Source organism: Sphingomonas sp. BGYR3, from assembly GCF_025153455.1.
In the GTDB taxonomy this organism is placed as follows: domain Bacteria; phylum Pseudomonadota; class Alphaproteobacteria; order Sphingomonadales; family Sphingomonadaceae; genus Sphingomonas.
Genome location: NZ_JANZNT010000002.1, coordinates 1 through 25,173 on the forward strand (window position 1 = coordinate 1; position 25,173 = coordinate 25,173).

The following is a 25,173-nucleotide window of genomic DNA, read 5'->3' on the forward strand; positions in this document are numbered from 1 at the left end:
TCGACCTCACCCGCATCAAGAACAGCCTTGCCCAGCCCGTCCTGGTTGACCTGCGCAACGTCTACAAACCAAACGAAGCCGCAAAGGCTGGCCTCAACTATACCTCCATCGGCAGAGGGTCGCGCTGAGACCGGGCGACCGGATGTTCTTGCCTTTGCATCGCCGGTAACTGATACTCCCCCTCAACTAGGGGGGGTATAAATGATCAGCATAGTATTGGCAGCACTCGTTACGGCTGCGTCGCCGCAGAGCGAAGTCATCGATAACAAGACGGTCCTGATGATGACCGAAGCTGGCTTTGGCGACGACGTGATTATCGCCAAGATCAAGGCATCGCCGACCAAGTTCGACCTGTCCACGAACGACATGATCGCGCTGAAGAAACAGGGGGTTTCCAACCCCGTGCTTGCGGCCATGATCGGCGGTTCGGAAAGTTCGCCGGTTTCGGCCAAGGCTGGATTGTCGGCGGATTCGCCCGACCCCATGGTTCCGCATCCGGCTGGCGTCTATCTGCTGGCCGATTGGGCGGATACGCCAAAGATGGTGCGGGTCGACCCGACAACGTCGAACCAGACCAAGACCGGCGGGCTGCTCGGCTATGCATTGACGGGCGGCATCGCATCGCTGAGCATGAAGGCGGTGGTGCCGCGCGACAGCGCCCGCGTTCAGGCAGCCATCGGACGACCCACCTTTTATTTCTATTTCGATCAGGCGAACCAGAGCCTGTCGAGTGGCGCGATGGGCTCCGCTTTTCTGGCAGGGCCTGCCGCAGTCGTGACGTCGCCGAACGAGTTCAGCCTGATCCGGTTCACCGTGAAGAAGGACCGCCGCGAGGCGCGGGTCGGCAGCTTCAACATCGCCGGTGCTAAGACAGGCGTGATGGACAAGGACCGCATTGCCTTTGACTATGAACAGATCGCGCCCGGTGTTTACAAGGTAATGCCGACGGAACCCCTGGCCGAGGGCCAGTATGGCTTCCTGTATTCCATGAGTGCGTCGTCCGGCCCGGCCCTTGGCGGATCGACCATGGTTGCCCGCGTGTTCGATTTCGGCATTTCGAAACAGGGTCAGGTGACGGTTCGCGCCGCCAACTGACCCGCTGCACAGCCGCGCGACCGGTCAGGCGACGGGCTGGCCCGGAACCGGGGCCGGGCCGGGGTCGCCGCCCGGCATCGGCGATGGCACGTCGATGTCGGGGCCGGGTACGTCGATTTCGGGCGGCGGGGCCGATGGTTCGCCCGGTGCAGGTTGACCGGGATGTTCGGGCGGCGGCTGTGTGGGCTGTGCTGGCGGGGGCGGTGCGGGCGTTTCGGGGATGGGGGGCTCGACGGGCATCGCGTTTCTCCTCTTGCCCATTGAACGCGCCAGCGGGCAAGTCTATCCGCCTGCGATTGCCTTCGCCCGATTGAACGGCTTGCCCAACGGCCCTTCCCTGCTATAGACGCCGCCGACCGGCGGTGTCCCGATGACGGTTTGCGGGCGTGGCGGAACTGGTAGACGCGCTGGATTTAGGTTCCAGTATCGAAAGATGTGGGGGTTCGACTCCCTTCGCCCGCACCAGTCCGTCGCCCGATGGCCAGGGCACTCAATGACCCCGATGGATGAACTGGAAAGCAGTGGAATGCAGACTGTCGAGACGTTGAACGAGGGCCTGAAGCGCGCCTATACGCTGACCATCAGTGCCAAGGATATCGACGCGCGCGTTGATGCCGAGGTGAAGCGGGTCGCCCCGCAGGTGCGGATGCCCGGCTTCCGTCCTGGCAAGGTGCCCGCCAACCTGGTGCGCAAGATGCACGGCGAGGCGCTGGCCGCCGATGCGCTGAACAATTCGATCCAGGAGGGTATTCAGACCCTGATCGCCGAAAAGAAGCTGCGCCCGGCCATGGCGCCTTCGGTCGAGCTGGACGGCGAATACAAGCCCGGCGGCGATGCCGCGGTGAAGGTTGCGCTGGAAGTGCTGCCCGACGTGCCCGCGCCGTCGATCGACGGGCTGGCGCTGGAGCGGCTGACCGTTCCGGCCGATGATGCGGCCGTCGATGCCCAGCTGAACCAGCTGGCCAGCCAGCAGAAGCGGTTCGAGGATGCGCCCAAGACGCGCAAGGCCGCCGAGGGCGATCTGGTCGTCATGGATTTCGTCGGCACCGTCGATGGCGTCGCCTTTGACGGCGGCACTGGAACGGACATGTCGATCGAAATCGGGTCGGGTCGCCTGATCCCCGGTTTCGAAGAGCAGCTGAAGGGCGTGAAGGTCGGCGAAGAGCGCACCGTCAAAGTGACGTTCCCCGCCGATTACGGCGTCGACACCCTGTCGGGCAAGGATGCAGAGTTCGCCGTCAAGGTGACGGCGGTGCGCGTCGCTGGCGAGACCAAGCTGGACGACGAATTCGCCAAGTCGCTGGGCCTGGAAAGCCTTGAGCAGCTGCGCGGCCTGATCAAGGGTCAGATCGAGCAGGAGCTGAACGGCCTGACCCGCACGTACATGAAGCGCAAGCTGCTGGATCAGCTGGCCGCCAATCATGATTTCGACGTGCCCCCGTCGATGGTCGAGGCCGAATTCAACCAGATCTGGCAGCAGCTGGTCCACGAAGCGGGCCATGAGGCGGACAAGGATGCCGCGCTGGCCGAACTGGAAGCGGAAAAGGACGATTACCGCGCCATCGCGGTGCGCCGCGTCCGTCTGGGCCTGCTCCTGTCCGAAATCGGCCAGGCCAATGGCGTGACCGTTTCCGATCAGGAAATGAACCGCCTGATCGCGCAGGCTGCACAGCAGTACAACCCGTCGGACCGCGAGCGGTTCGTCCAGTATATTCGGCAGGAGCCGATGGCCGCCGCCCAGCTGCGCGCACCGCTGTTCGAGGATAAGGTCGTCGATTTCCTGTTCGGCAAGGCCGAGATCACCGACCGCGAAGTGACGCGCGAGGAGCTGGAAGCCGCGATCGAAAGCGAAGACGGTGCGGTGCCGCACGTCCATGGCCCGGGCTGCGGCCACGACCACGACCATGACGAAAAGCCGGCCGCCAAGAAGGCTGCACCCGCCAAGAAGGCCCCGGCCAAGAAGGCTGCTGCCAAGGCCGAGCCTGAAGCGGAAGCCGTGACGGAAGAGGCGCCGAAGAAGAAGGCACCGGCCAAGAAGAAGGCGGAACCGGCCGAGGCAGCGCCCGCCGCCGACGCCGATCAGCCCGCAGCAGCCCCGAAGAAGAAGGCTCCGGCCAAGAAGAAGACCGAAGCCTGACGAACTGGCCGCTGACCGCGGACATTTGAAATCGGAAAGGCCGGGGCGATGCTCCGGCCTTTTCATTTCTGTCTGGGTCGTCAGTGGCGGGGCAGGGCGTCGATGCTCAGGCGGCGGGAACCCGCGTGCGGATGGCGAGCGCGTGGATCCGGCCGGCCAAGAGGTCGGCGAGTTCGCGGTTCACCATCCGTTGCTGTTCGACGCGCGACTTGCCCGCAAAGGCCGCGCTTTCGATCGTCACCGTGAAATGCGATTCGCCCGTGCCGTCATCGCCCATATGGCCGGCATGGTGGTGGCTATCGTTCACCACCTGCAGCAGCGACGGCGCGAAGGCGCGGGTGAGACGAGCGGTGACTTCGGCGGCAACAGGGCCGGTAGCGGGATCGGTCATCCCCCCTATATAGACGATTTGTTTCGAGGAGCCACGTGGCAAGCCGTTCCGATTCCCCGCGCGCCGACCGACCCCGTACGCGCTTTCACGGCCGGGTGGAGGGGACCGGCCGGGTGTGCGCCCATCCCGGATGCAACGAGCCGGGCGAATTTCGCGCGCCGCTGGGGTCCGCCGGATCGGGCTTTGACGGTCCGGGTCAGTATCAATGGCTGTGCCTCGACCATGTCCGGGAATTCAACACGCGGTATAATTTCTTCACGGGCATGACGCCGGACGAGATTCACGAGGCGCAGCGCCCGACCGCAGGATGGGAACGGGAAACCCGCGCCTTCAACGCGACCGGCGGGGCGGACCGGCCGCCGCGCTGGGCCGATTTCGCCGATCCGCTGGACGCCATCGGCGCGCGGTTCAAGCGGCGGATGGAGGAAGAACGGCAGCGCCCCGACGGCCGCCCCCTGACGGGCCGCGAGCGTGCCGCGCTGAAGGTGCTGGACCTGCCGATCGACGTCGACCGGCGGGCGCTGCGCCAGCGTTATTCGGAACTGGTGCGCAAGTTCCACCCGGACCGCAACGGCGGCGACCGTACCCATGAACGCGCGCTGCAGGCGGTGATCGAGGCGTATGACACGCTGAAGGGGTCGGCGGTGTTTGCCTGAGAGGGGTGGGTCAGGGGGCCAAGGCAGCCGCTCTGCTTCCAACCCCATTGCGGACATCGGACGATAGGGCGTACTGGTCGCTGATGACGAACAATGACGCAGCAGACAATCTTTTGGAGCAGCTTGCTCGATGGTCTAATGCCTCCCTGTCACACAACAAAAGGCAACTGCGGCAAATTTGTTACCAAGCACAGCGCGGAACCTGCGCCTATCTACATTGTCTATACGCTGGACTAACAGGCGCAGAGATTGCCAGCATGAGCGAGTTATTGAATCGCCAAATCCCTCCCAGGCTGTTCGAGTTCTACCACGAAACGAATGGAGCGAGGCTTTTTGAGGGGCAAGTTAGTGTCGGTGGCTTGGTCAAGGAATTCAGCCGGGATCCTGCGAAAGCGGTACCAATCTGCATCGAACAGCACAATCTGATCTTCCGGGCAGTGCACCCAGACTTGCATAACAAAGGATACTTCCGGATAGGTTCGGTGTCGTTCCTCCGGCAGGACGAAATGATCTGCGGGCCTGACGATCAGATTGCCATTTTACACCAAGAGACGGGAATGCCTCTGCGCCACTACCGGGGCATATTTGATTGCCTAGAGACCTTCGCGCGGGAGATGGGGCAGTTCTGGACAGCAGAAGGTGACTTTATCGGCGATTGGGAAACCATCGACCATTTGCTGCTGGGGACGGGCGGAACGGTTCAGTGACCGCTTTCTACTCAGTAGGTGTCTGACGGGGTTGCTCGCTGAACGGGGCGGGTTCGGTTCCGGTAGCGAAGTGCCCTTAGCGTTCTGCGTCTGACGCCGCTCCTTCCCTCTCCGACAGGCGGGAGAGGGAAGGGGCGCACCGCGAGGGGGCGGGGCGGGGGAGGGATCAGCCGTCCGCCGCGATCCGCTGTGCCACGGCTTCCCATTGTCCGGCAACTATGCCCCAGCCCGCTTCGAATCCCATCGCCTCGTGCTGCGCCTTGGCCTCCTCGGTCCAGTGGCGGGCCCAGGCGCGATAGCGGGTGCGTTCGCCATCGGGTTCGAACTCGAATCCCCCGACCATGAACGGCCCATGTGGCTGCCAGTCGGTCGTCAGCGCGTCGGTAAAGACGATGCGGCGTTCGGGCACGACCTCCAGATAGATGCCGTCGTTCGGCATTACCTCGCCATCCGGGCCATACATGGTGATGGCGGAGCGGCCGCCGGGGCGCAGGTCCATTTCGACCACCTCTGCCCGCCAGGGTGGCGGGCAGAACCATTCGTTCAGATGATGGGTATACGCGCGCCATAGAGCGGCCACGGGCGCGTCGAGCACGCGTTCGATGCTGAGTTCGTTCGACATGGGGTCGCTCCTATTTCGCGCCGACGATCGAAAAGGCCGCGCCCTGCGGGTCGGTGCCGACCAGGATGTAATCGCCGCCGGGAATCTCGCTGGGGCCGAACAGGACGGTGCCGCCGCCGGCCTTTACCCGTTCCTGCGCCACGTCGATGCCCGTAACATGGATGTAGTGGCTCCAGACGGGGCGGGGGGTGCCCGGCTGAACCGGCATGATCGCGCCCATCGGCTTGCCGCCGACAGGGCCGATCATTTCGTACCGGCCGGCCGGTCCCATATCCATGGTGTCGAGCACGACCCAGCCGAACAGCGCGCCGTAAAAGGCGAGCGAGTGCGCGGGATCGGCGGCGGCCAGTTCGTTCCAGGCGAAATGCCCGGCCGGGCCGTCATGCCCGCCGAACGCCTTGCTGACCCCGCCCTCGACGCTGCCGCGCATGATGTAGAACATCGCACCGTCGGGATCGGCGCAAAAGGCGAAGCGGCCGACGCCTGGGATATCCTGTGGTCCCATATGCACCGCGCCGCCATGTTGCCGGACCAGCGCAGCGGTGGCATCGACATCATCGACGCTGATATAGCCCAGCCAGCACGGCGGCATGGGATTGCCGGGCATCGCCATAAAGCCGCCGACATCCTCTCCCTTCATGGCGAACAGCCGGTAATCCATGCCCTCTTGACCCGCAGGCCGGGCCTGCCAGCCGATCAGATCGCCGTAAAAGGCCGAAGCGCCGTCGGCGTCGGTCGTGATCAGCTCGTACCAGAGCCAGCTTCCGTGCGGATTGGTCATGCTTCCCTCCTGTGCTTCGGTTCAGCCGCGATCATCGACGAACGGCGTAAATCCGCCCCAGAACATCCGTTTGCCGTCGAACGGCATGTCCGTGGTGGCATTCCCCTGCGACTCCTCGTCCGCCATCACGGCGGCCCAGCCGGCATCGCGTGTTGCCTTGTCCGGCCAGACAATCCACGAAAAGACGACCGTCTCGCCCTCCACCGCTTTCACGGCCATCCAGAAATCGGTGTGTTCGCCCTTGGGCACATCCTCTGCCCATGCCTCGACCACATGCAGTGCGCCGTGGCGGCGGAACACGCCGCTCATTCGGGTGGCCAGGTCGTGATAATCCTGTCGCCGCGCCTCTGGCACGGGCAGCACGAAGCCGTCGATATAGGTCATCCATCCTCTCCTTGTCCGTCGTGTCCGCGACCCGGGCCGCGCTCCGTCGGGAGCGCCCCCCCCCCCCCCCCGTCACCGACCGAAACCCTCCGTTTCATGACAGATCGAATCGCTTGCTTGATGACTGTGCGCCCATAAGTTAGATAAAACAACCATGAAGTTAGATAAACAAACTAACCTGCCATCTCCGGTCCAGAAGCGATGGTATGACGATGGCTGTGGCACCGCATTGGGGCTTGAACTGATTGGCGAGCGATGGTCGCTGCTCATCGTCCGGGAACTGATGTTCGGGGGACGGCGATTTTCCGAACTGCGCGCCGGTTTGCCGGGGATCAGCGCCAATGTGCTGACCCAGCGGCTGGAGGGGCTGGAACGGGTCGGCATCGTGGCGCGCCGCAAACTGCCGCCGCCTGCGTCGGTGCAGGTCTATGAACTGACGCCCTGGGGGCTGGAGGCGGAAACGCTGATCCAGGAACTGGGCCGGTGGGCGGTGCGATCCCCGATGCATGATCCGACGCTGCCCCTGTCCGCAGCGTCCATCATGATGAGTTTCCGGACCATGTATGACCATGACCGGGCGCGGGGAGAGGCGGCAAGGATCGGGTTCCGCATCGGGGCAGAGGGGTTCGTGATCGCCGTCGACGGCAAGCGCCTGACCACGCAGCGCGCGGAGCCGGAGGGGTGCGATCTGATCTTGGTGGTGCCCGACGCCATGGCGCTGGCGGCGATCGTCTACGGCGGGCTGCCGGTGGTGGAGGCGGAGGGTGCGGGCATGGTAGCCGTGACCGGCGACCGCGACTTGTTGGCCCGGTTTATCGGCTGGTTTCCGCTGCCGGCCAAGATCGACGCTTGACCTTGGCCGCCCGGCTTCCCACTGACAGCGGGCAACAACGGAATGATCATGGCCAGCATCCCCAACACCCAGCCCGACAGCCGCGACACGATCCTGATGAGCGCCCCCGACAAGATGGTGAAGGCGCGGGATGTATTCGGCATCGACAGCGACATGGAAGTGCCCGCGTTCAGCGAAGCGGACGAGCGGGTGCCCGATCTCGATCCCGCCTATGTGTTCGATCCCGACACCACGCTGGCGGTGCTGGCCGGTTTTGCCCACAATCGCCGCGTGATGGTTCAGGGCTATCACGGCACCGGCAAATCGAGCCACATCGAACAGGTAGCCGCCCGCCTGAACTGGCCGTGCATCCGCATCAACCTGGACGCGCATATCAGCCGCATCGACCTGATCGGGCGCGACGCCATCGTGCTGAAGGACGGGCAGCAGATTACCGAGTTTCGTGAAGGGCTGCTCCCCTGGGCGCTGCAGACCCCGACCGCGCTCGTCTTTGACGAATATGATGCGGGGCGCCCCGACGTGATGTTCGTCATTCAGCGCGTGCTGGAGACGGAGGGCAAGCTGACCCTGCTCGACCAGAACCGGGTGATTCGCCCGAACCCCTGGTTCCGCCTGTTCGCCACCGCGAATACCGTCGGCCTTGGCGATACCAGCGGCCTCTATCACGGCACGCAGCAGATCAATCAGGGCCAGATGGACCGGTGGAACATCGTCGTCACCCTGAACTACCTGCCCGCCGCAACAGAGGCGCAGATCGTGCTCGCCAAATCGGGCGAATATGACAAGCCCGGCGGCAAGGAAGTGGTCGAGAACATGGTCCGCGTGGCCGACCTGACCCGCCGCGGATTCGTGAACGGGGACATTTCCACCGTGATGAGCCCGCGCACGGTTATTACCTGGGCACAGAATGCCCTGATCTTTGGCGATGTCGGTTTCGCCTTCCGCCTCAGCTTCCTGAACAAATGCGACGAGGCGGAACGCCCGCTGGTGGCGGAATATTATCAGCGCGTGTTCGGCAAGGACCTGCCCGAAAGCGTGGTCGGCAAGAACTGACGTGCGGCCGAGCGAACCGCTTGGCGACCACCGCATGACACCCTATGCCTGATGGCATGGTGCAGCGTTCGATCCTGATCGTCGGCGGCGGCGCGGCGGGCTGGCTGACCGCCGCCTATCTGGCCCGGCATTTCGATCTGGCGCGCAATCCGCGCGTTGCCATCACCGTGCTGGAATCGCCCGATATCGGCATCATCGGGGTGGGTGAGGGCAGCTTTCCCACCATCCGCAACACGCTGCGCTTTCTGGGCGTGGACGAGGCCGCGTTCGTCCGCCGGTCCAGCGCGACGTTCAAACAGGGGATCCGGTTCGACAACTGGCTGCACGCCCCGGCGGGCGGGCGCCAGCACAGCTATCTCCATCCGTTCGAAGCGCCGTTCGATGCGGAGGGCAATCAGAGCCTGGTCGAATACTGGCTGCTGGAGGACGCGGGCACGCGCGCGCCCTTTGCAGAGGCCATGACGATCCAGAACCGCGTGGCCGCCGCCCAGCGTGCGCCCAAACAGGCGGGCGAGGGGGATTTCGAAGGGCCGCTCAGCTACGCCTATCATTTCGACGCCCATCGCCTGGCCGAGGTGCTGGCCGACCGTGCGCGCGAACTGGGCGTCCGTCACTTGAGCGGTGCACTGGCACAGGTGGTGCAGGACAGCGAAAGCGGTGCGATCGACCATGTGGTCTGTACAGTCAACGGGCGGCTGTCTGCGGACCTCTATGTCGATTGTACCGGATTTCGGGCCGAGCTGATCGGCCGGGCGATGGACGCCCCGTTCCGCAGCGTTCGCGACACCCTGTTCGTCAACCGCGCGCTGGCGTGCAAACTGCCGCACGGGCACCCGGGCGAGCCGCTGGACAGCTATACCATCGCCGCTGCCCATGCAGGCGGCTGGATTTGGAATATCGGCCTTGCCGGTGCGCGCGGGCTTGGCTGCGTCTATTCCGGCGACCATCTGGACGAGGATGCGGCGGCGGCCGTGCTGGCGACCTATACTGGCGGGCGCAGCCGTGATGTGGAGGTGCGCAGCATCGGCTTTGATGCCGGGTATCGGACCACGCCCTGGGTGAAAAACTGCGTTGCCGTGGGCCTGGCCGGCGGGTTCCTGGAACCGCTGGAATCGACTGGTATGGTGATGATCGAAACCGCCGCCGCGATGATTGCGGAGCTGCTGCCCCTCAACGGCTCGGTTGCCGGCCCCGCCCGCCGGTTCAACGAACGGATGCAGGCGCGGTACGACAATACGGTCGCATTCCTGAAGCTGCATTATTGCCTGAGCCGCCGGAACGAGCCGTTCTGGCGTGACAATGTCGATCCGTCATCGGTGCCCGAACGGCTGCGCGAATTGCTGGACGAATGGCGTTACCGGCCGCCCGGCCGGTTCGACTTCATCCTCGACCTCGATAGCTTTGCCTGGTTCAACTATCAGTACATTCTGTACGGCATGGGCTTTGCGACGGATCTGTCGCCGCAGAGCGGGGACTATGCGGATCAGGAGGGCGCACGGCGGCAGTTTGAGCGGATCGCGCGCTATGGCGCCCGTGCCGCCCGCGAACTGCCGGGCCATCGCGAATTGATCGACAGTTTTCACGCCGCCTGACGGCTGGCCCGACGGCGCATCCGGTTCAGGATGCGGGCATCGCGGCACGATCATCGCCATCGGCAAGGCTGCCCAGTTCCCCGCTGGCGCGGGCCTGGCGGCCATAGACCAGTTCGAACAGCGGCCCTGCCATCACGGTCGTGACGATCGCCATCAGGACCATCATGGCGAACAGGGTGGGGCCGATAATCCCCTTTTGCAGGCCGATATTGATGATGATCAGCTCCATCAGGCCGCGCGCGTTCATCAATGCGCCGATCCCCATGGCGGTGCGGTTGTCCTCGCCCGCCAGTCGCGCGGCCAGCCAGCACGCGCCGAATTTTGCCGCGATGGAAACGGCCAGGATGCCCAGCGCGATCAGCAGCAGGGTGGCGTTGTTCACCATGTCCAGCCGCGTGTTCAGCCCCGAATAGGTGAAGAACATCGGCAGCAAAAACACGACGGTCATGGGTTCGACCTTGCGCTTCAACTCCTCGACGAACCGGCCACGTGGCATGCAGGCCCCCAGCAGGAATCCGCCGAACACGGCATGGATGCCGACCGCGTCCATGACGAAGGCGGACAGGGCATAGAGCATCAGCGTGACGGACAGGATGCCGTGGCTCATCTGACCCTGCCGTTCGACAACGGTGCCCAGCGGGGCAAGCAGCCGGCGCCCGAACAGCAGCATGAACGCGGCAAAGCTGACGCCGCCAATGATGGCCAGCAGGGCAACGCCCGGCCCGCCGCCAAAGGTCGCCAGCACGATCGCCAGGATGCACCAGGATGCAGCATCGTCGAACGCGCCCGCGGTCAGCGACAGGGTGCCGAGCGAACTGTTGGCCAGCCCGCGTTCGTTGATGATCCGCGCCAGCATGGGGAAGGCGGTCAGCGCAATGCACGCGCCCATGAACAGCGTGGCGTTCAGCCGGCTGATCCCATCGGCGAACAGGCCCGGCACGGTCAACAGGAACGGCGTGATCAGGAACGCGAACAGGAACGGTGCCCCGATCCCTGCCGCCGAGACCCCGGCGGCGCTTTTCGCCTTGGACTGGAAATGGTCGAGCCGCAGCGTCGTGCCGACTAGAAACATGTACAGGCCGACCCCGAACTGCGCGCCGACATACAGGACGTTGCGCGTCTCCTTTGGAAACAGCGCGCCCTGAATTTCGGGGAACACAAGGCCGAACAGCGACGGGCCCAGGATGACGCCCGCGATCATTTCGCCCACCACCTGTGGCTGGCCGAACAGCCGCCGGGCCAGCCAGCCGACGATGCGGCAGGTGGCGAGGATCACCGCGATCTGCAGGAAGAAGTGGATTGAATAGTCGGAAGGGGCAAAGCTCTTGGCCGCATCGACCGCAGGACCGTGCGCGTTCAGCACATCCCCCGCGACCCGCCACAAATCCGCGAACCAGTCCGCGATCATGTTCCCTCCCAAGCCCTATCTTCGATCCGCCCGACCCTTGCCGGACCGGTGCGCCGATGCTTGGGCCATGCCAAGGGTTGCCCTGCAAGCCTGAAAGTTCGCGGCACCGGTCGGCGGGCGAACGATTTCGGGCGATGCACGACGCTGTGTTGCCGGGCCGCCACATTGTAGTAATGTAGGTTCAATTTATCGCTATCATCGGGAGTGCCGGATCGATGAAACTGATCACCGCACGCGCGTTCAATCAGGACGTGACCGCCGCCAAGCGACTCGCCCTGGCCGAACCGGTGTTCGTGACGGATCGCGGCCGGCCGACCCATGTCCTGCTGTCCATCGCCGCCTATCGCCGCATGGCGGGGGAGGAGGACATCGTCACCGATCTGCTGGCGGCAGAGCCGGGCGCGGCGGCGCTGGATGCCGCCCATCTGGCCGCAGCGATGCACCCGGCGGGCTGACCGGTCATGTTCCTGATCGATGCGCCGATCCTGCTCGCCCTGCGCGAATCCCGGCGGGGCGGCTCGTCCGCAGTATCCGCCTGGGCCGGCCGGACGCCGCGGCACCGCATGTTCGTCTCTGCGGTGACGCTGATGACGCTGTATCGTGCGGCCGCAATTGCGGGCGATCGCTCGGCGGCAGAGGGCGGGGCGTGGCGCGAATGGCTGGACGGTCCGGTCAGCACGGCGTTCGATGGCCGCATCCTGCCTGTCGATCCGGCCGTGGCCCGCCGCCGGGCGCGGCTGGCGCTGAGCGATGATGCCGACGCCCTGATTGCGGCAACCGCGCTGGAACACGGGTTGACGCTGGTGACCGGGCGGACGGCCGCATTTCGGGGCGCGCGCCTGAAACTCCTCGATCCCGCGCGTCAGGACATGGCGGGCGATGGGGACGAGGGCGATTGGCAACAGGCCGCGCGCAGCGGCTCCCGCTGGCTGAAAACCCTGTTCGTGCGGGGATGACTGGCGGTGCAACGCCCCCGTTCGGTTGGTCCTCGCCGGTCGACATCAAACCGGTCTGCGGTTAGCCTTGCCATCCTTGGGGGGCAGGAGCGCACATGATCAGAGCCGTCATCGCCGCAATGTCCTGGTTGGTTGTAGCTGCGGTGGCGACCGATGATGCAGGCGCGCAGCAGGCCATCCCCAATTCGCCCGGATGGCAAATGGCCTATGAGGCGGACATGTGCGTGTTGTCGCGCGCTTATGCGACGAAATCGGGCGAGTTCGTGTTTGGTATCCGGTCCACCCTGCCGGGTGTGGACATGGTCGGGCTGCAGATTGTCACTGAAGGCATGACCAGCCGGAAAAGGGAACGTCAGCTGGCCACGATCAGTGTTCCGGGCCAGGACCAGCTCTGGCAGGGAGAGGTCACGTTATGGCCTGCGCCAAAGCTCAAACAGACCCTGATCCTGGGCAGTGTGCCGCGAACCTTGCTGACGCCGATTGCGGCGGCACAGGAGGTGACGATTGCCGTGGCGGGTCAGGAGCCTGTCACGCTCCCTATTTCGGCTGCCAAACAGGCACTGAAGGCGCTGGAGGCTTGCGAGGCCGATTTTGCAAAGACGCTGGGCATTGACGCGGCCCAGTCAATGAATGTCAAAACACCTGCAGAGCCGGCCAAGACTGTCGGTGACTGGATCCGGTTCGAGGATTATCCGAAGTCCGCCCTGCAGGCCGGCGTGGGCGGAACAGTCTCGATCCTTTGGGAAGTCGATAAACAGGGCAAAATTGCCTCGTGCCGGACGATCAAGACATCCGGGCGCGAAGACCTGGACAAGGCCGCCTGCGATGCGCTTATGAAGCGGGCGCGGTTCAACCGGCCGGCGCTGGATGCCGCCGGCAATCCGGTGGCAAGTTATGGCACGCGCCAGGTCGTCTGGGCGATCCCCTGAAATCCGAAAGCTGCTCATCGCTCGTTCAGTTGTTCCAATCCATCGTCGAACGGAGAGGAGAGGTGGGATGATGGCACGGTTGGCGATGGGCGTTTGGATCGCACCGGCGGCAATGCTGCTGACCGGGTGCACCTTTCCGGACATGGAGCCGCAGGGCTATGCCCCGCCCCCGGCTGTCGGCGAGTTCGGGCAGGATGCGGCGGACTATGCCTGGATCGACCGGGCGGATGCGCTGTGGGATGCGATCGGTCAGGCGCCGCCGGATTTCACGCTGGCCAGCGGCGATGGCGACGACCAGTGGGTGTGGGTCACCGCAGACGGCTATTGGGTGATTACCGAGCCGGTGGGACGCGATGGCGTGCGCGGCTATTATTTCGAACCGGGCGCGACCCTGCCGTTTCTGGTCCGCGATGTGGATACCAGCTATGGGTTTACCGGTGACCGGCTGGCGGTGGTGTACGGCCGGGATGGCCGCGTGTCGGATGCCATCCCTTCACCGGTGGAACGGGCGGATGCCATCGGTCTGTTGCGGCGCGGCGCGATGCTGCGCGAGGCGGCGGACGGACAGGGGCGGCGTGGCCGGGTGCAGCCGGAGCTGTGGGCCGGCAGCGCGCCGATCCTGTGGAACAGCTTTGCCACCTGGGACTTTGGCTACGCCGCCGATCCGCTGTGGGGCAGCTATCGCAATTCGCCCCGCAGCCGCGCCGACCGCGAACGCTGGCGGTTCGAACGTGAGGAACGCCGCGCCCGTGCCGAGGCGTTCCGCGAATGGCGCGGGCGTCAGTTCATGGGGGATCCACCGCCAATCCTGGCCCGACCTGGCCGACCGCGTCCCGACGGTCGGCCGCCCCGGCCCGGTGATGGCGCCGGTGCCGGACCGCCCCCGCCGCTTTATGCCAATCCCGACCCGGTGCGTCGTCCAGTGCGGCGGGAGGATGCGCTACGCCCCGACCGGCCGGAACGCGCGCCGATCATCCGGCCGGCCCGGCCGGTGACCCAGCCGGGCGCGGCAGAGGCCATTCAGCGGCAACCGCGCCAGGAAATGCCGGGCCGCCGCCCCGCCCCGGTTGCCGGACAGCCTCAGCGCCAGCAGTGGTCTGCGCCGCCGCCCGCCGCCGCCACAGGCCGGGCGCAGCCGACCCGGCCGCTCTATTCGCCAGATCGCGCGGCCGGGCGCGCGACCGGGCGGCCAACGACACCGATGGTCCGACCCGCCGCTCCCACGCAGAGCGCGCCGCCACCACCACCCCCGCCGCCGCGCGCGGCTCCCCCGCCGCCGCCGCCACCGCCGCCACCGCCCAGGATCATGGAAGCGCCCACCCTGTCGCCGGAATTGCGGGCGGACTGAACGGGGCCGATGTGGCGACACCATGTCGGGGCATCCCTGCGGATGCCCCGTCAAAAGGGCAGGATGCCGCGATATTGTTCCAGCGGCGGGGCGCCGGGGACGGCGATCCCCTGTTTCAACAGAAAGATATGGCGGACGATCTCCGCCTGTTGTTCGATGCCGTACCGGTCCAGCGTCCAACCGGGTTTCAGGGTATAGCTGTACCGGCAGAACGGATGGCGGCGGAGCGGCAGGAACATGCCCTGCTGATGCTGCCACACATGCACCAGTTCGTGGACGAACAAGCCCTGCAGATGCGGGGCCGCACAGCCGAAATCGTCGCAGTAAAGCCCGCCGCCGGGATGGAAATGGATGGTGCCCAGCGGCGCCATGGTGACGCGGCGTGGCTGAAAGAACGCCCATTTGCGGTTGGCGACCCGGGCCGCGCCGTAATCCAGCGCATCGCCAAAAACCGTGCGGGCGAGCGCGATTTCCTGATCCGTCAGCGGCCGGGCGGGTCCGCCCATGTCAGACCCTGTCCTCCGCCAGGTCGATTTCGCGCACGCCGCGTGCCTGGCGCGCGGCATTGACGCGCTCGCGCAGCGCCTCTCGCCGAGCGCGGGCGCGTGGGATGTCGCGCATCACCAGCGGGCCGGTGGCCGTCGTTTCGTCCGACGATCCGATGGTCAGCGTGCCGATATCGACCATCTGGTTGAGGATGGTGAAATCGATCCGCACATTCTTGATGCGATAGAGTTCGATTTCGTCGATCGACTTGGCAATGATCCCCTGACGCAGCACCAGCCGGTCGGCGGTCACTTCATAACCCGTGCCGATATTGGCCAGCCAGCGCAGGGCGATCAGGACCAGTCCGGTCACCAGTGCCACGGGGCCGAGCCACGCGGCGCCGGTCATCATGCCCTGCGCCTGGAAATAGAAACTGACCAGCAGACCGCCCAGGGTCAGGGCCAGCGTGCCCCATCCCGCCAGCGTGCCCAGCAGCCAGCCACGCGTCGATGATCGGAACCGGTCAATCGTATCGGCCATGCTTGCCCCCCGTTTTCGGTCAATTTGCCGGTGCCGGATCGCCCGCACCGACCAGTTTTGCCTGAACCTCGACAGTGCTGCCATCTTCGAATTTCAGGGTCAGCGGTGCCGATGCACCCGGCTTTGCCTCCGGCTTGATGTCGAACAGCATGGCGTGCTTGCCGCCCGGTTCGAACGACAGCGTGTCGCCCGCCGGGACCGGCACGTCCGCCACCGGTGCCATGCTCATCGCGCCGCTTTCCGACTTGATGCTTTCATGCAGTTCGGTGCGCCCGGCGATCGGGGTGCTGATGCCCACCAGCGTCTTTGCCTCTTGCCCGGCGGTAAAGCGGAAATAGGCGGCGGCGGGTCGTCCCTCGACCGCGGGCAGGCGGACCCAGGCGTCGCTTGCCTCGGGCGCCGGCGGTGCGCCGCATGCGGACAGTGCAAGGGCGAGGGCGGATGCCAGCGGGGCAAGGATATGACGGACCATGAACGATACTCCCAGTTCGGGATTCACCGGTAACGTTCGGCAAATCTTGCGGCAAGCCAAACCCCGCCTATATCGCCTTCAGTGAACCGAGCGGTCCGGTCAGGGATGGACAGGATCGATCATCAACTGTTTGAACTTTCGGGGGCTTACGAGGAGCTATGGGTAAAGTAATCGGTATCGACCTCGGCACGACCAACTCGTGCGTCGCGGTGATGGAGGGCGGCAAGCCCAAGGTGATTGAAAACGCGGAGGGTGCGCGCACCACGCCGTCGATCGTTGCGTTCGCAAAGGATGGCGAGCGGCTGATCGGTCAGCCGGCCAAGCGCCAGGCCGTGACCAATCCCGACAACACCGTGTTCGCGGTGAAGCGGTTGATCGGTCGGCGGTTCGACGATCCCATTACCAAGAAGGACACCGAACTGGTCCCCTATTCGATCGCGCGCGGGCCGAATGGCGATGCGTGGGTCAAGGCGGGCGGCGAGGATTATTCGCCGAGCCAGATCAGCGCCTTCATCCTGCAGAAGATGAAGGAAACGGCCGAGAGCTATCTGGGTGAGACCGTCACTCAGGCGGTCATCACCGTTCCGGCCTATTTCAACGACGCCCAGCGTCAGGCGACCAAGGATGCCGGTAAGATCGCCGGCCTTGAAGTGCTGCGCATCATCAACGAGCCGACGGCAGCCGCGCTCGCCTATGGCCTGGACAAGAACGAGAACAAGACGATCGCGGTCTATGACCTGGGCGGCGGCACGTTCGACATCTCGATCCTGGAAGTCGGCGACGGCGTGTTCGAGGTGAAGGCGACCAACGGCGACACCTTCCTGGGCGGCGAGGATTTCGACAGCAAGCTCGTCCAGTTCCTGGCCGGCGATTTCCAGAAGGCCGAAGGCATCGACCTGACCAAGGACAAGCTGGCGCTGCAGCGGCTGAAGGAAGCGGCGGAAAAGGCCAAGATCGAGCTGTCGAGCGCAGCGACGACCGAGGTGAACCTGCCCTTCATCACCGCCGATCAGAACGGGCCGAAGCACCTCGTCAAGAGCATCAGCCGTGCCGATCTGGAGCGGCTGGTCGACGACCTCATTCAGCGCACGCTGGAGCCGTGCCGCAAGGCGATGCAGGATGCCGGCGTCAAGAATGACGGCATTGACGAGGTCGTCATGGTCGGCGGCATGACCCGGATGCCCAAGGTGCGTCAGGTCGTGAAGGACTTTTTCGGCAAGGAGCCGCATGTCGGCGTCAACCCGGACGAGGTCGTTGCGATCGGTGCGGCCATTCAGGCCGGCGTGCTGCAGGGCGATGTCAAGGACGTGCTGCTGCTCGACGTGACCCCGCTGTCGCTGGGCATCGAAACGCTGGGCGGCGTGTTCACCCGCATGATCGACCGCAACACCACGATCCCGACCAAGAAGAGCCAGGTCTATTCGACTGCCGACGACAATCAGCAGGCGGTGACCATCCGCGTCTTCCAGGGCGAGCGCGAAATGGCGGCGGACAACAAGCTGCTCGGTCAGTTCGACCTGATCGGAATCCCGCCGGCCCCGCGCGGCGTGCCGCAGATCGAGGTGACGTTCGACATCGACGCCAACGGCCTCGTCAACGTCAGCGCCAAGGACAAGGGCACCGGCAAGGAACAGCAGATCCGCATCCAGGCATCCGGCGGTCTGTCGGACAGCGACATCGAACAGATGGTGCGCGATGCCGAACAGTTCGCCGAAGACGACAAGAAGCGGCGCGCATCGGCCGAGGCAAAGAACAACGCCGAAAGCCTGATCCACACGACGGAGCGTCAGCTGGCCGACAATGGCGACAAGATCGATGCCTCGCTGAAGGCAGAGATCGAGGGTGCCATTGCCGAAACCAAGGCGGCCGTGGACAGCGGCGATGCCGAAGCGATGACGCAAAAGGCGCAGGCGCTGGCGCAGGTCGCCATGAAGCTGGGCCAGGCGATTTACGAGAAGCAGGCGGCAGCCGAAGCCTCTCCGTCGGCGGACGATGCGTCCGGTCCGAAGGAGGACGTGGTGGACGCCGAATTCTCCGAAGTGGACGACAACAAGGCCTGACGGCCGGTGCAGCGATTCTCGGCTTCGCTCCGACCGAACGGGGTTAGCAATATCCCCATATTCGGACCGGGCGGAGCCGGGGGGCGCTGGATGGAGTTTCGTCCATGACCACCCAGATCGATTATTACGAGCTGCTCGAATGCGAGCGCGGTGCCGACGACAAGACGATCAAGGCCGCCTATCGCAAGCTCGCCATGAAATATCACCCCGACAAGACCGGGGGGTGCAAGGATTCCGAGGCCAAGTTCAAGGCGGTTTCGGAAGCCTACGAAGTCTTGAAGGACCCGCAGAAGCGGGCCGCCTATGACCGATATGGTCATGCCGCGTTCCAGCAGGGCGGCGGTGGCGGGCCGCAGGATTTCAGCGGGTTCAGCGATATTTTCGAGAGCGTGTTCGGCGAGTTCATGGGAGGCGGCCGCGGTGGCGGTGCCCGCAATGGCCCGCGCCGGGGCGCCGATCTGCGCTATGACATGGAAATCAGCCTGGAAGAGGCGTTCCATGGCCATGCCACGCAGATCACCGTCGACGTCACCGGCACCTGTGAGAGTTGTTCGGGTTCCGGCGCGAAGCCGGGAACTGCGGTCAAGACCTGCGGCACCTGCGGCGGCGCGGGCAAGGTGCGGGCGCAGCAGGGCTTTTTCGTCGTCGAGCGGACCTGTCCGTCCTGCCATGGTCAGGGTCAGGTGATCAGCGATCCGTGCCCCGCCTGTCGCGGCGAGGGTCGGGTGGATCAGACCAAGACGTTGCAGGTCAATATCCCGCCCGGCGTTGACGAAGGCACGCGAATCCGCCTGTCGGGTGAGGGCGAGGCGGGCGCCCGTGGCGGGCCGCCCGGCGACCTGTACATCTTTCTGCACATCAAGCGGCACGCGATCTTTGCCCGCGAGGGCACGACGTTGCACGCACGCGCGCCAATCAGTTTCACGACAGCGGCGCTGGGCGGCGAGATCGAGCTGCCCGGACTGGACGGGGACAGCATCATCGTCCGCGTACCGGCGGGAACCCAGTCGGGGCGCGAGGTGCGCCAGCGCGGTGCCGGGATGCCGGTGCTGCAGGGGCGCGGTCGCGGCGACCTGGTCGTGCATCTTCAGGTCGAAACGCCGACCAAGCTGTCGGCGCGGCAGCGGGAATTGCTGGAGGAATTCCGTGCGACGGAAACCGGGGAGGAGTCCCCGGAGGCAAGCGGATTTTTCGAAAAGCTGAAGCGCGCGGTCGGCGGGTAATCCGCCGACCCGTGCTGCCCGCTCGCGCGGTCAGCCCTGCGGTCTGGCGGCAGCCCTTCGGTCCAGCTCGGCCAGCGCAGCACCGGCATTGTCATGGCCGGCGACCTGTGCGGCCTTCAGCCACTTTCGTGCGCCGTCCATATCGCTCGGGCCGCCCTGGCCTCGGGCGAGCATGGCGGCGAGGTTGAACATGGCGTCCGCATCGCCGCGCTGGGCCGCAGCATCGAACCATTGGCGTGCGGCCTTCAGGTCCTTTGGCAGAACGGTGCCTTCGTAAAACATCGTGCCCAGCGCATTCTGTGCCTGTGCATTCCCGCCAAGCGCCGCTTCCTTGTAGAACAGGGCGGCACGCTGAATATCGGCGGGCATGGCCGTGCCGAACTCATGGGCGCGGCCCAGCGCGAACAGGGCGTCGGCATTGTCGTTGCGCGCGGCGAGCTTTAGCCAGTTGACCGCCTTTGCCGGGTTTGCCGGAACCCCTTCCGCACCGGACAGCAACAGCTGCGCCAACGCGACCTGCGCGTCGGGATGATCGAATTTCGCGGCCTTTTCATAATATTGCGCAGCGCGTGCGGCATCCGGGGCTACGCCGGTGCCGTTCAGATACACATCGCCCAGCGCCTTTCCCGCGCCGATATGACCGACATCCCAAGCCCGTTCCAGCCAGCGCCGCGATTCGGCCAGGTCCCTTGGGATGCCCCGAAATCCGATGCGGTAGATATTGGCCAGCATGATGGACGCCTCGCCCATTGCCGTGGTCATTTCGGGATAGCGGGGGTCGAATTGCGGGGTGTCGGAAACCGGGCTGAACGGCAGCGTTGCGGCCTTTTTCAGCCAGCGCACGCCCTCTTGCGGGTCGGATTGCGGGCCAAGGCCCTGCAACAGGATCTTGCCGATATACAGCGTCGCCTCTTCGCCGCCGTCACGCGGCTGAAGCTTGCGTTCCGCCTGCCGGAAATAGTCCAGTGCCTCGCGATATCGGCCCTGATCGAACAGCGCGAGACCCATGGGCAGCGACCGGTCGCGATTGGCCTGCTGGCTGCGGGCCAGGGCAAAGCCCGTGTCCCGGCCCGATGCCCTGCTTGCGGGGCTGAAAGCGTCCGGAAAATCAATGTCCTCCTGATTGACCAGCCGAGCGCCGCCCCGCTGCAGTGCCGCCCGGCACGCCGCAATCCGGTCCTCCATCGGCGCTGTCCCGGCCACCGTCTCGCTGTCGTTATTCGCCCGCGATGAAACGCCGTCGACAGCCGTCCCCCCGACGCCGAACCGCCGCTTGCCCAATTCCGGCAGTGCGGATCCTTCGGGTACGCTGGGCGGGGCACTGTAATCGGGACTGCGCGGCAGGCGCACGGGCGCATAGGGGAACAGGTCGCCGCCAGCGGCGGTGACAACGGCGTTCGCAAATCCGTCGCGTGCCAGCACTTCGCATGCGGTCGAGCGCGGCGCTTCGGCCGGGATTGGGCGCTGACCAAGGATGGTGATGTCGGGCAGAACCTCTCGGCGCGGCGCTTCCTGGGCAGCGGCTTCTGCCGCAAAAAGCCCGCCCGCTGCCGCAAACGCAATAAAGCTGATGGATCGCGCCATGGATCAGCCTTTCGATACAGAGTCCCGGCGAAAGGCTATCACGGACAGCCCGGTTGGCAAACGTCAGCGGTCACAAGGCTGTTCGCCGGAAATCACGCCTGAGCGGGGCGATTTTCATGGTTCCAGCGCATCAGCATCCGGCGCAGTTCCGGCCAATCGTGGATCGCCCAGCGATCGGGGCGTTCGATGCCGATGATCCGGTCGCGATGCGTGTCCACCCGCTGCCATTCCAGCGGGCCGTTGCTGGGGATGCAGTGAAAGGCGATGACCGGCGGGTTCAGCGGGTCTTCCCCCTCGTCGACGATCACAGCCAGCCGCTCGCTGGCCAGCCGCACCATCGCGCCCGGCAGGAATGCGCCCAGCATCCGGACAAAGACGGTGACCAGCGAGCTGTCATATTCGTCGGGGCTGCCGCGCAGCTCGTCGATCAGCTGGGCGGCGGTCAGCGGCTGCGCATAGGCGCGCGGCGAGGTGCCGGCGTCGAAGGAATCGCAGATGGCGGCCACGCGGGCGCCAAGTCCGATTTCATCGCCGCGCAGGCCATAGGGATAGCCGGACCCGTTCAGCCGCTCGTGATGCTGCAACACCGTCTGCAGCACGAAATCCGAAACGCCGCCGGCTTCGGCCAGCATCTTGCAGCCCAGTTCGCAATGCCGCTTGACGGCGGCCTGCTCGTTTTCGTCCAGAGGCCCTTCCTTGGCCAGGATCTCCGCCGGAACCGCGGTCATGCCGATGTCGAGCAGCAGCCCCGCCATGCCGAAATCAGCGACCTCTTCGGCCGTCAGGCGCAGTTCGCGGGCCATGCTGATCATCAGGCCGCTGGTGCCGATCGCATGGAAATAGACGGCCTCGCTCGCGTCCCGAAGGCGGATCAGGCTGGGCAATGCAGTTGCGTTGCGGTTCAGTGAGGCGGCAACCGCGTTCACGATGGGGACAAAGGCCGTTGCATCGATTGCGTCCCCGCCGCGGGCGCAAGCAAAGGCGTAGGCGATCGATTCCCGCGCGAGATCGATGATCTCCTTGGCGCGCGCCAGCTCTTCGGCGCGGCTCGCCGGCTTTGCCCGCAAGTGCAGGCTGGGCGCCTTGCCGAATGATGGTTTGCGCGGTGCTGCAGCGTTCTTGCCTTGCGCCGCCAGTTGTTTCCAATCGGAGATGTTGAGCAAGCTTTCCATGCGGCGGATGTATCCGCAGTTTCTTCACGAACCGTTACGCAAGTGATTTTTGGCGCAGGATTGAATTCGGTGTAGACGGCGGCGGGGTCCGGTGGGGGAACGACGCGCAATGGCCGGTTCGGCGATCAAGCACGACAGTGACGGTTGGCGGCCACAGCTGGACGGGTTGCGCGCCATCGCCGTCGCCATGGTGCTGTTCACGCATCTGTGGGACACGGGATCGATCGCCGGATCGATCGGCGTTCGGCTGTTCTTTGTCCTCAGCGGATTTCTGATCACCCATATGCTGGTCGACATGCGGGCGAGCGATGCCGCGTTCAGCACTGGCCCGCGCGCCTGGCGGGTGTTCTTCACGCGGCGGGCGCTTCGCCTGTGGCCTGCCTATTATCTGTTGCTGGCGGTGATCCTCATCGTGAATGTCCAGCAGGTCCGCGACAGTGGCTGGTGGCACGTCCTGTACCTGTCGAACGTCTATTTCGGGTTCAGACAAGGGTTCCAGCCGTGGATCGTCGGCCCGTTCTGGACGCTGGCCATTGAACAGCAATTCTATCTGATCTGGCCGTTCCTGATGCTGATCCCCCGGCGCCGCTGGTTGCTGCCCATCGCCATCGGCGCGATATTTGCCGCCCTGGCATGGCACCTGGCGACCGACCGGTTCTGGCCCAGTCATTTCGGCAAGTACATGCTGTTGCCCGCATCGATTGACGCGCTAGGCGCGGGTGCGGCGCTTGCGCTGGCCTGGCGGCAGGGCGGGGTGCCGCGCTGGCTGATCGTGCTGACAATCGCCTCCGTCCCCGCCATTGCGGCGCTGTTCGTGACGGGGCTGACGGACTGGCCGCTGACCATGATCAGCCTGCCGCCGATGATGCTGGCCGTCGCGCTATGTCATCAGGGGATGGGCGGGCCGGTGGGCGCATTGATGTCCAGCCGCCCGCTGACCGCGATCGGCAAGGTGAGCTATGGCGTCTATCTCTATCACCTGTTCGTCATGGCCGCGCTGACCCGGTTGGCCGGCACGGCCGGATATGCCCTATATCCCGGCCCGGCCCTGTTCGTGGCGGGCGGCGCAGCGACGCTGATCGTTGCGGCGCTGTCCTGGCGCTTTGTCGAGGCGCCAGCCAACCGCCTGAAACGGCATTTCCGGTTCGGCCCGCCTCAACCCGCGGCGGTCGCTGCCTGATCCCCGAACACGCGGGCAAAGATCGTATCGACCTGAGCCAGGTGATAATCGAGGTCGAACCGCGCCTCGATCTCCTCTGCGCTCAGCGCCGCCGACACTTCCGGATCGTTCTTCAGCAGGTCCATCAGCGACAGCGCGCCGTCGGATTCCCACACCTTCATCGCATTGCGCTGAACCAGGCGATAACTGTCCTCGCGGCTCAGCCCGGCCTGCGTCAGCGCCAGCAGCACGCGCTGTGAATGGACGAGGCCGCCCATGCGGTTGAGGTTCCGTTCCATCCGCTCGGGATAGACGACCAGCTTGTCGATGACGCCCGTCAGGCGGCCAAGCGCGAAATCCAGCGTGATGGTGGCGTCCGGGCCGATATAGCGTTCGACCGAGGAATGGCTGATGTCGCGTTCATGCCACAGCGCAACGTTTTCCAGCGCGGGGATGACATAGCCGCGCACCATGCGGGCCAGGCCGGTCAGGTTTTCGGTCAGCACCGGGTTGCGCTTGTGCGGCATGGCCGACGAGCCTTTCTGACCGGGCGAGAAATACTCCTCCGCCTCCAGCACCTCGGTCCGCTGCAGATGCCGCACCTCGGTCGCCACGCGCTCGATCGAGCTGGCGATGACACCCAGCGTGGCAAAGAACATGGCGTGCCGATCGCGCGGGATGACCTGTGTCGACACCGGTTCCACGGTCAGGCCAAGCTTGTCAGCGACATACGCCTCAACGCGCGGATCGATATTGGCAAAGGTGCCGACCGCGCCGGAGATCGCGCAGGTGGCGATGTCGGCGCGTGCCGCGACCAGCCGGGCCCGGTTGCGATCGAACTCGGCATAGGCCTGCGCCAGTTTGAGGCCAAAGGTGACGGGTTCGGCATGGATGCCGTGGCTGCGCCCGATGGTGGGCGTGAACTTGTGCTCCATCGCCCGGCGCTTGATCGCGGCGAGCAGTGCATCAAGGTCCGCGATCAGCAGGTCGGCAGCACGGGCCAGCTGAACCGCCAGCGTCGTGTCGAGCACGTCGGAACTGGTCATCCCCTGATGCATGAAGCGCGCTTCGTCGCCGACCTGTTCGGCGACCCAGGTGAGGAACGCGATCACGTCATGCTTGGTCACCGCCTCGATTGCGTCGATAGCGGCCACGTCGATCGCGGGCCTGGTCGCCCACCAGTCCCACAGCGCCTTGGGCGCGGACTGCGGAACCACGCCCAGATCGGCCAGCGCCTGCGTCGCATGGGCCTCGATCTCGAACCAGATCGCGTAGCGCGCTTCCGGCGTCCAGATGGCGGTCATTTGGGGGCGGGCATAGCGGGGGACCATCGGGCGTCCTTCTGATTACAATTCTGGCGGGCAGAGAATGGGGCTGAAATGCGGCTCGTCGTGCCCAGCACTCGGAATCCGGGCGAACCGGCCCGTAGCAAAGCCGATCCGCGCGGGCAATTCGCAGCCAAATGATCCGGTCGCCGTTGGTCGGTCAACAGCTTCGGCTGTGCCGGCCGGTTCCGCCAATTGCCCCCAATGAAGGCAGGACCGGCCGGTTCGAAATTCGAAGAA

26 protein-coding genes and 1 tRNA gene are annotated in these 25,173 nt (G+C 65.3%); 15 read left to right on the plus strand and 12 right to left on the minus strand.

Annotated features, from left to right (window positions below; translation table 11 throughout):
* Positions 1–201 precede the first annotated feature (201 nt).
* On the plus strand, positions 202–1,095 hold the full coding sequence (locus NYR55_RS11745; RefSeq protein WP_260021663.1) for a hypothetical protein: 894 nt from the start codon (positions 202–204) through the stop codon (positions 1,093–1,095).
* A gap of 24 nt (positions 1,096–1,119) precedes the next feature.
* Here NYR55_RS11745 and NYR55_RS11750 read toward each other — a convergent pair whose 3' ends face one another.
* Entirely contained in the window at positions 1,120–1,335 is a 216-nt protein-coding gene (locus NYR55_RS11750; RefSeq protein WP_260021664.1) for a hypothetical protein, read from the minus strand.
* A gap of 140 nt (positions 1,336–1,475) precedes the next feature.
* Between NYR55_RS11750 and NYR55_RS11755 the strand changes: the two genes are divergently transcribed.
* Together NYR55_RS11755 and tig are read left to right on the plus strand one after the other, a co-directional pair.
* Positions 1,476–1,560: transfer RNA gene (locus NYR55_RS11755), tRNA-Leu, on the plus strand.
* Positions 1,561–1,621: 61 nt separating this feature from the next.
* The gene (gene tig, locus NYR55_RS11760; RefSeq protein WP_260022360.1) at positions 1,622–3,232 is read left to right on the plus strand and encodes a trigger factor; all 1,611 of its coding nucleotides are present in this window, start codon (positions 1,622–1,624) and stop codon (positions 3,230–3,232) included.
* 106 nt (positions 3,233–3,338) lie between these two features.
* On the opposite strand, the gene NYR55_RS11765 is transcribed toward tig, so the two are convergent.
* Positions 3,339–3,623 (minus strand): BolA family protein, encoded by a 285-nt coding sequence (locus NYR55_RS11765; RefSeq protein WP_260021666.1) that lies wholly within the window; start codon positions 3,621–3,623, stop codon positions 3,339–3,341.
* A gap of 35 nt (positions 3,624–3,658) precedes the next feature.
* Between NYR55_RS11765 and NYR55_RS11770 the strand changes: the two genes are divergently transcribed.
* Together NYR55_RS11770 and NYR55_RS11775 are read left to right on the plus strand one after the other, a co-directional pair.
* Positions 3,659–4,279, plus strand: coding sequence for a J domain-containing protein (locus NYR55_RS11770; RefSeq protein ID WP_260021668.1), 621 nt, complete (start codon positions 3,659–3,661; stop codon positions 4,277–4,279).
* A gap of 83 nt (positions 4,280–4,362) precedes the next feature.
* A complete protein-coding gene (locus tag NYR55_RS11775; protein ID WP_260021670.1) occupies positions 4,363–4,986 on the plus strand; it encodes a hypothetical protein in 624 nt (207 codons plus the stop codon).
* Between the two features lie 166 nt (positions 4,987–5,152).
* On the opposite strand, the gene NYR55_RS11780 is transcribed toward NYR55_RS11775, so the two are convergent.
* Genes NYR55_RS11780 through NYR55_RS11790 form a run of 3 tightly spaced genes read right to left on the minus strand, consistent with a single transcriptional unit; the run spans position 5,153 to position 6,773 of the window.
* A complete protein-coding gene (locus NYR55_RS11780) occupies positions 5,153–5,608 on the minus strand; it encodes an SRPBCC family protein (RefSeq protein WP_260021672.1) in 456 nt (151 codons plus the stop codon).
* Between the two features lie 10 nt (positions 5,609–5,618).
* Positions 5,619–6,389: a VOC family protein gene (locus tag NYR55_RS11785; RefSeq protein ID WP_260021673.1), complete on the minus strand. Its 771-nt coding sequence runs from the start codon at positions 6,387–6,389 to the stop codon at positions 5,619–5,621.
* Positions 6,390–6,410: 21 nt separating this feature from the next.
* Positions 6,411–6,773, minus strand: a complete 363-nt coding sequence (locus NYR55_RS11790; RefSeq protein ID WP_260021674.1) for a DUF1428 domain-containing protein — start codon at positions 6,771–6,773, stop codon at positions 6,411–6,413.
* Positions 6,774–6,927: 154 nt separating this feature from the next.
* Between NYR55_RS11790 and NYR55_RS11795 the strand changes: the two genes are divergently transcribed.
* From NYR55_RS11795 to NYR55_RS11805, 3 genes are read left to right on the plus strand one after another with little or no spacing between them, the layout of a single operon-like run.
* Positions 6,928–7,626, plus strand: a complete 699-nt coding sequence (locus NYR55_RS11795) for a winged helix-turn-helix transcriptional regulator (RefSeq protein WP_260021676.1) — start codon at positions 6,928–6,930, stop codon at positions 7,624–7,626.
* Between the two features lie 48 nt (positions 7,627–7,674).
* The gene (gene cobS, locus NYR55_RS11800; protein WP_260021678.1) at positions 7,675–8,679 is read left to right on the plus strand and encodes a cobaltochelatase subunit CobS; all 1,005 of its coding nucleotides are present in this window, start codon (positions 7,675–7,677) and stop codon (positions 8,677–8,679) included.
* A gap of 56 nt (positions 8,680–8,735) precedes the next feature.
* Positions 8,736–10,271, plus strand: a complete 1,536-nt coding sequence (locus tag NYR55_RS11805; RefSeq protein WP_260021679.1) for a tryptophan halogenase family protein — start codon at positions 8,736–8,738, stop codon at positions 10,269–10,271.
* A 25-nt stretch (positions 10,272–10,296) separates the two neighbouring features.
* On the opposite strand, the gene NYR55_RS11810 is transcribed toward NYR55_RS11805, so the two are convergent.
* On the minus strand, positions 10,297–11,679 hold the full coding sequence (locus tag NYR55_RS11810; RefSeq protein WP_260021680.1) for a cation:proton antiporter: 1,383 nt from the start codon (positions 11,677–11,679) through the stop codon (positions 10,297–10,299).
* A 215-nt stretch (positions 11,680–11,894) separates the two neighbouring features.
* Here NYR55_RS11810 and NYR55_RS11815 point away from each other — a divergent pair, with 215 nt between their 5' ends.
* The 4 genes from NYR55_RS11815 (at position 11,895) to NYR55_RS11830 (ending at position 14,912) form a co-directional block, all read left to right on the plus strand.
* The gene (locus tag NYR55_RS11815; protein WP_260021683.1) at positions 11,895–12,134 is read left to right on the plus strand and encodes a type II toxin-antitoxin system Phd/YefM family antitoxin; all 240 of its coding nucleotides are present in this window, start codon (positions 11,895–11,897) and stop codon (positions 12,132–12,134) included.
* Between the two features lie 6 nt (positions 12,135–12,140).
* On the plus strand, positions 12,141–12,635 hold the full coding sequence (locus NYR55_RS11820; RefSeq protein ID WP_260021685.1) for a PIN domain-containing protein: 495 nt from the start codon (positions 12,141–12,143) through the stop codon (positions 12,633–12,635).
* A 95-nt stretch (positions 12,636–12,730) separates the two neighbouring features.
* Complete coding sequence (locus NYR55_RS11825; RefSeq protein WP_260021686.1) at positions 12,731–13,564, plus strand: energy transducer TonB; 834 nt, start codon at positions 12,731–12,733, stop codon at positions 13,562–13,564.
* A gap of 67 nt (positions 13,565–13,631) precedes the next feature.
* Positions 13,632–14,912, plus strand: coding sequence for a hypothetical protein (locus NYR55_RS11830; RefSeq protein ID WP_260021687.1), 1,281 nt, complete (start codon positions 13,632–13,634; stop codon positions 14,910–14,912).
* A gap of 50 nt (positions 14,913–14,962) precedes the next feature.
* Here the strand turns inward: NYR55_RS11830 and NYR55_RS11835 are convergent, their stop codons facing one another.
* The 3 genes from NYR55_RS11835 to NYR55_RS11845 are packed head-to-tail and all read right to left on the minus strand — an operon-like array spanning position 14,963 to position 16,410.
* Complete coding sequence (locus NYR55_RS11835) at positions 14,963–15,418, minus strand: vgr related protein (protein ID WP_260021688.1); 456 nt, start codon at positions 15,416–15,418, stop codon at positions 14,963–14,965.
* Between the two features lies 1 nt (position 15,419).
* Positions 15,420–15,938, minus strand: coding sequence for a PH domain-containing protein (locus NYR55_RS11840; RefSeq protein ID WP_260021689.1), 519 nt, complete (start codon positions 15,936–15,938; stop codon positions 15,420–15,422).
* 19 nt (positions 15,939–15,957) lie between these two features.
* Complete coding sequence (locus NYR55_RS11845; protein WP_260021690.1) at positions 15,958–16,410, minus strand: copper chaperone PCu(A)C; 453 nt, start codon at positions 16,408–16,410, stop codon at positions 15,958–15,960.
* 158 nt (positions 16,411–16,568) lie between these two features.
* Here NYR55_RS11845 and dnaK point away from each other — a divergent pair, with 158 nt between their 5' ends.
* Together dnaK and dnaJ are read left to right on the plus strand one after the other, a co-directional pair.
* A complete protein-coding gene (gene dnaK, locus NYR55_RS11850) occupies positions 16,569–18,470 on the plus strand; it encodes a molecular chaperone DnaK (RefSeq protein ID WP_260021691.1) in 1,902 nt (633 codons plus the stop codon).
* 104 nt (positions 18,471–18,574) lie between these two features.
* Complete coding sequence (gene dnaJ / locus NYR55_RS11855; RefSeq protein WP_260021692.1) at positions 18,575–19,693, plus strand: molecular chaperone DnaJ; 1,119 nt, start codon at positions 18,575–18,577, stop codon at positions 19,691–19,693.
* A 30-nt stretch (positions 19,694–19,723) separates the two neighbouring features.
* Here dnaJ and NYR55_RS11860 read toward each other — a convergent pair whose 3' ends face one another.
* Both NYR55_RS11860 and NYR55_RS11865 read right to left on the minus strand, forming a co-directional pair.
* Positions 19,724–21,277 (minus strand): hypothetical protein, encoded by a 1,554-nt coding sequence (locus NYR55_RS11860; RefSeq protein ID WP_260021694.1) that lies wholly within the window; start codon positions 21,275–21,277, stop codon positions 19,724–19,726.
* A gap of 92 nt (positions 21,278–21,369) precedes the next feature.
* On the minus strand, positions 21,370–22,449 hold the full coding sequence (locus NYR55_RS11865) for an HD domain-containing phosphohydrolase (RefSeq protein WP_260021695.1): 1,080 nt from the start codon (positions 22,447–22,449) through the stop codon (positions 21,370–21,372).
* Positions 22,450–22,558: 109 nt separating this feature from the next.
* On the opposite strand from NYR55_RS11865, the gene NYR55_RS11870 reads away from it, so the two are divergent.
* On the plus strand, positions 22,559–23,629 hold the full coding sequence (locus NYR55_RS11870; RefSeq protein ID WP_260021697.1) for an acyltransferase: 1,071 nt from the start codon (positions 22,559–22,561) through the stop codon (positions 23,627–23,629).
* Here NYR55_RS11870 and purB read toward each other — a convergent pair.
* Positions 23,605–24,939 carry an adenylosuccinate lyase gene (gene purB, locus NYR55_RS11875; RefSeq protein WP_260021698.1) on the minus strand — a complete coding sequence of 445 codons (1,335 nt, stop codon included), beginning with the start codon at positions 24,937–24,939 and terminating at the stop codon, positions 23,605–23,607. The genes NYR55_RS11870 and purB overlap by 25 nt on opposite strands.
* Positions 24,940–25,173: the final 234 nt, after the last annotated feature.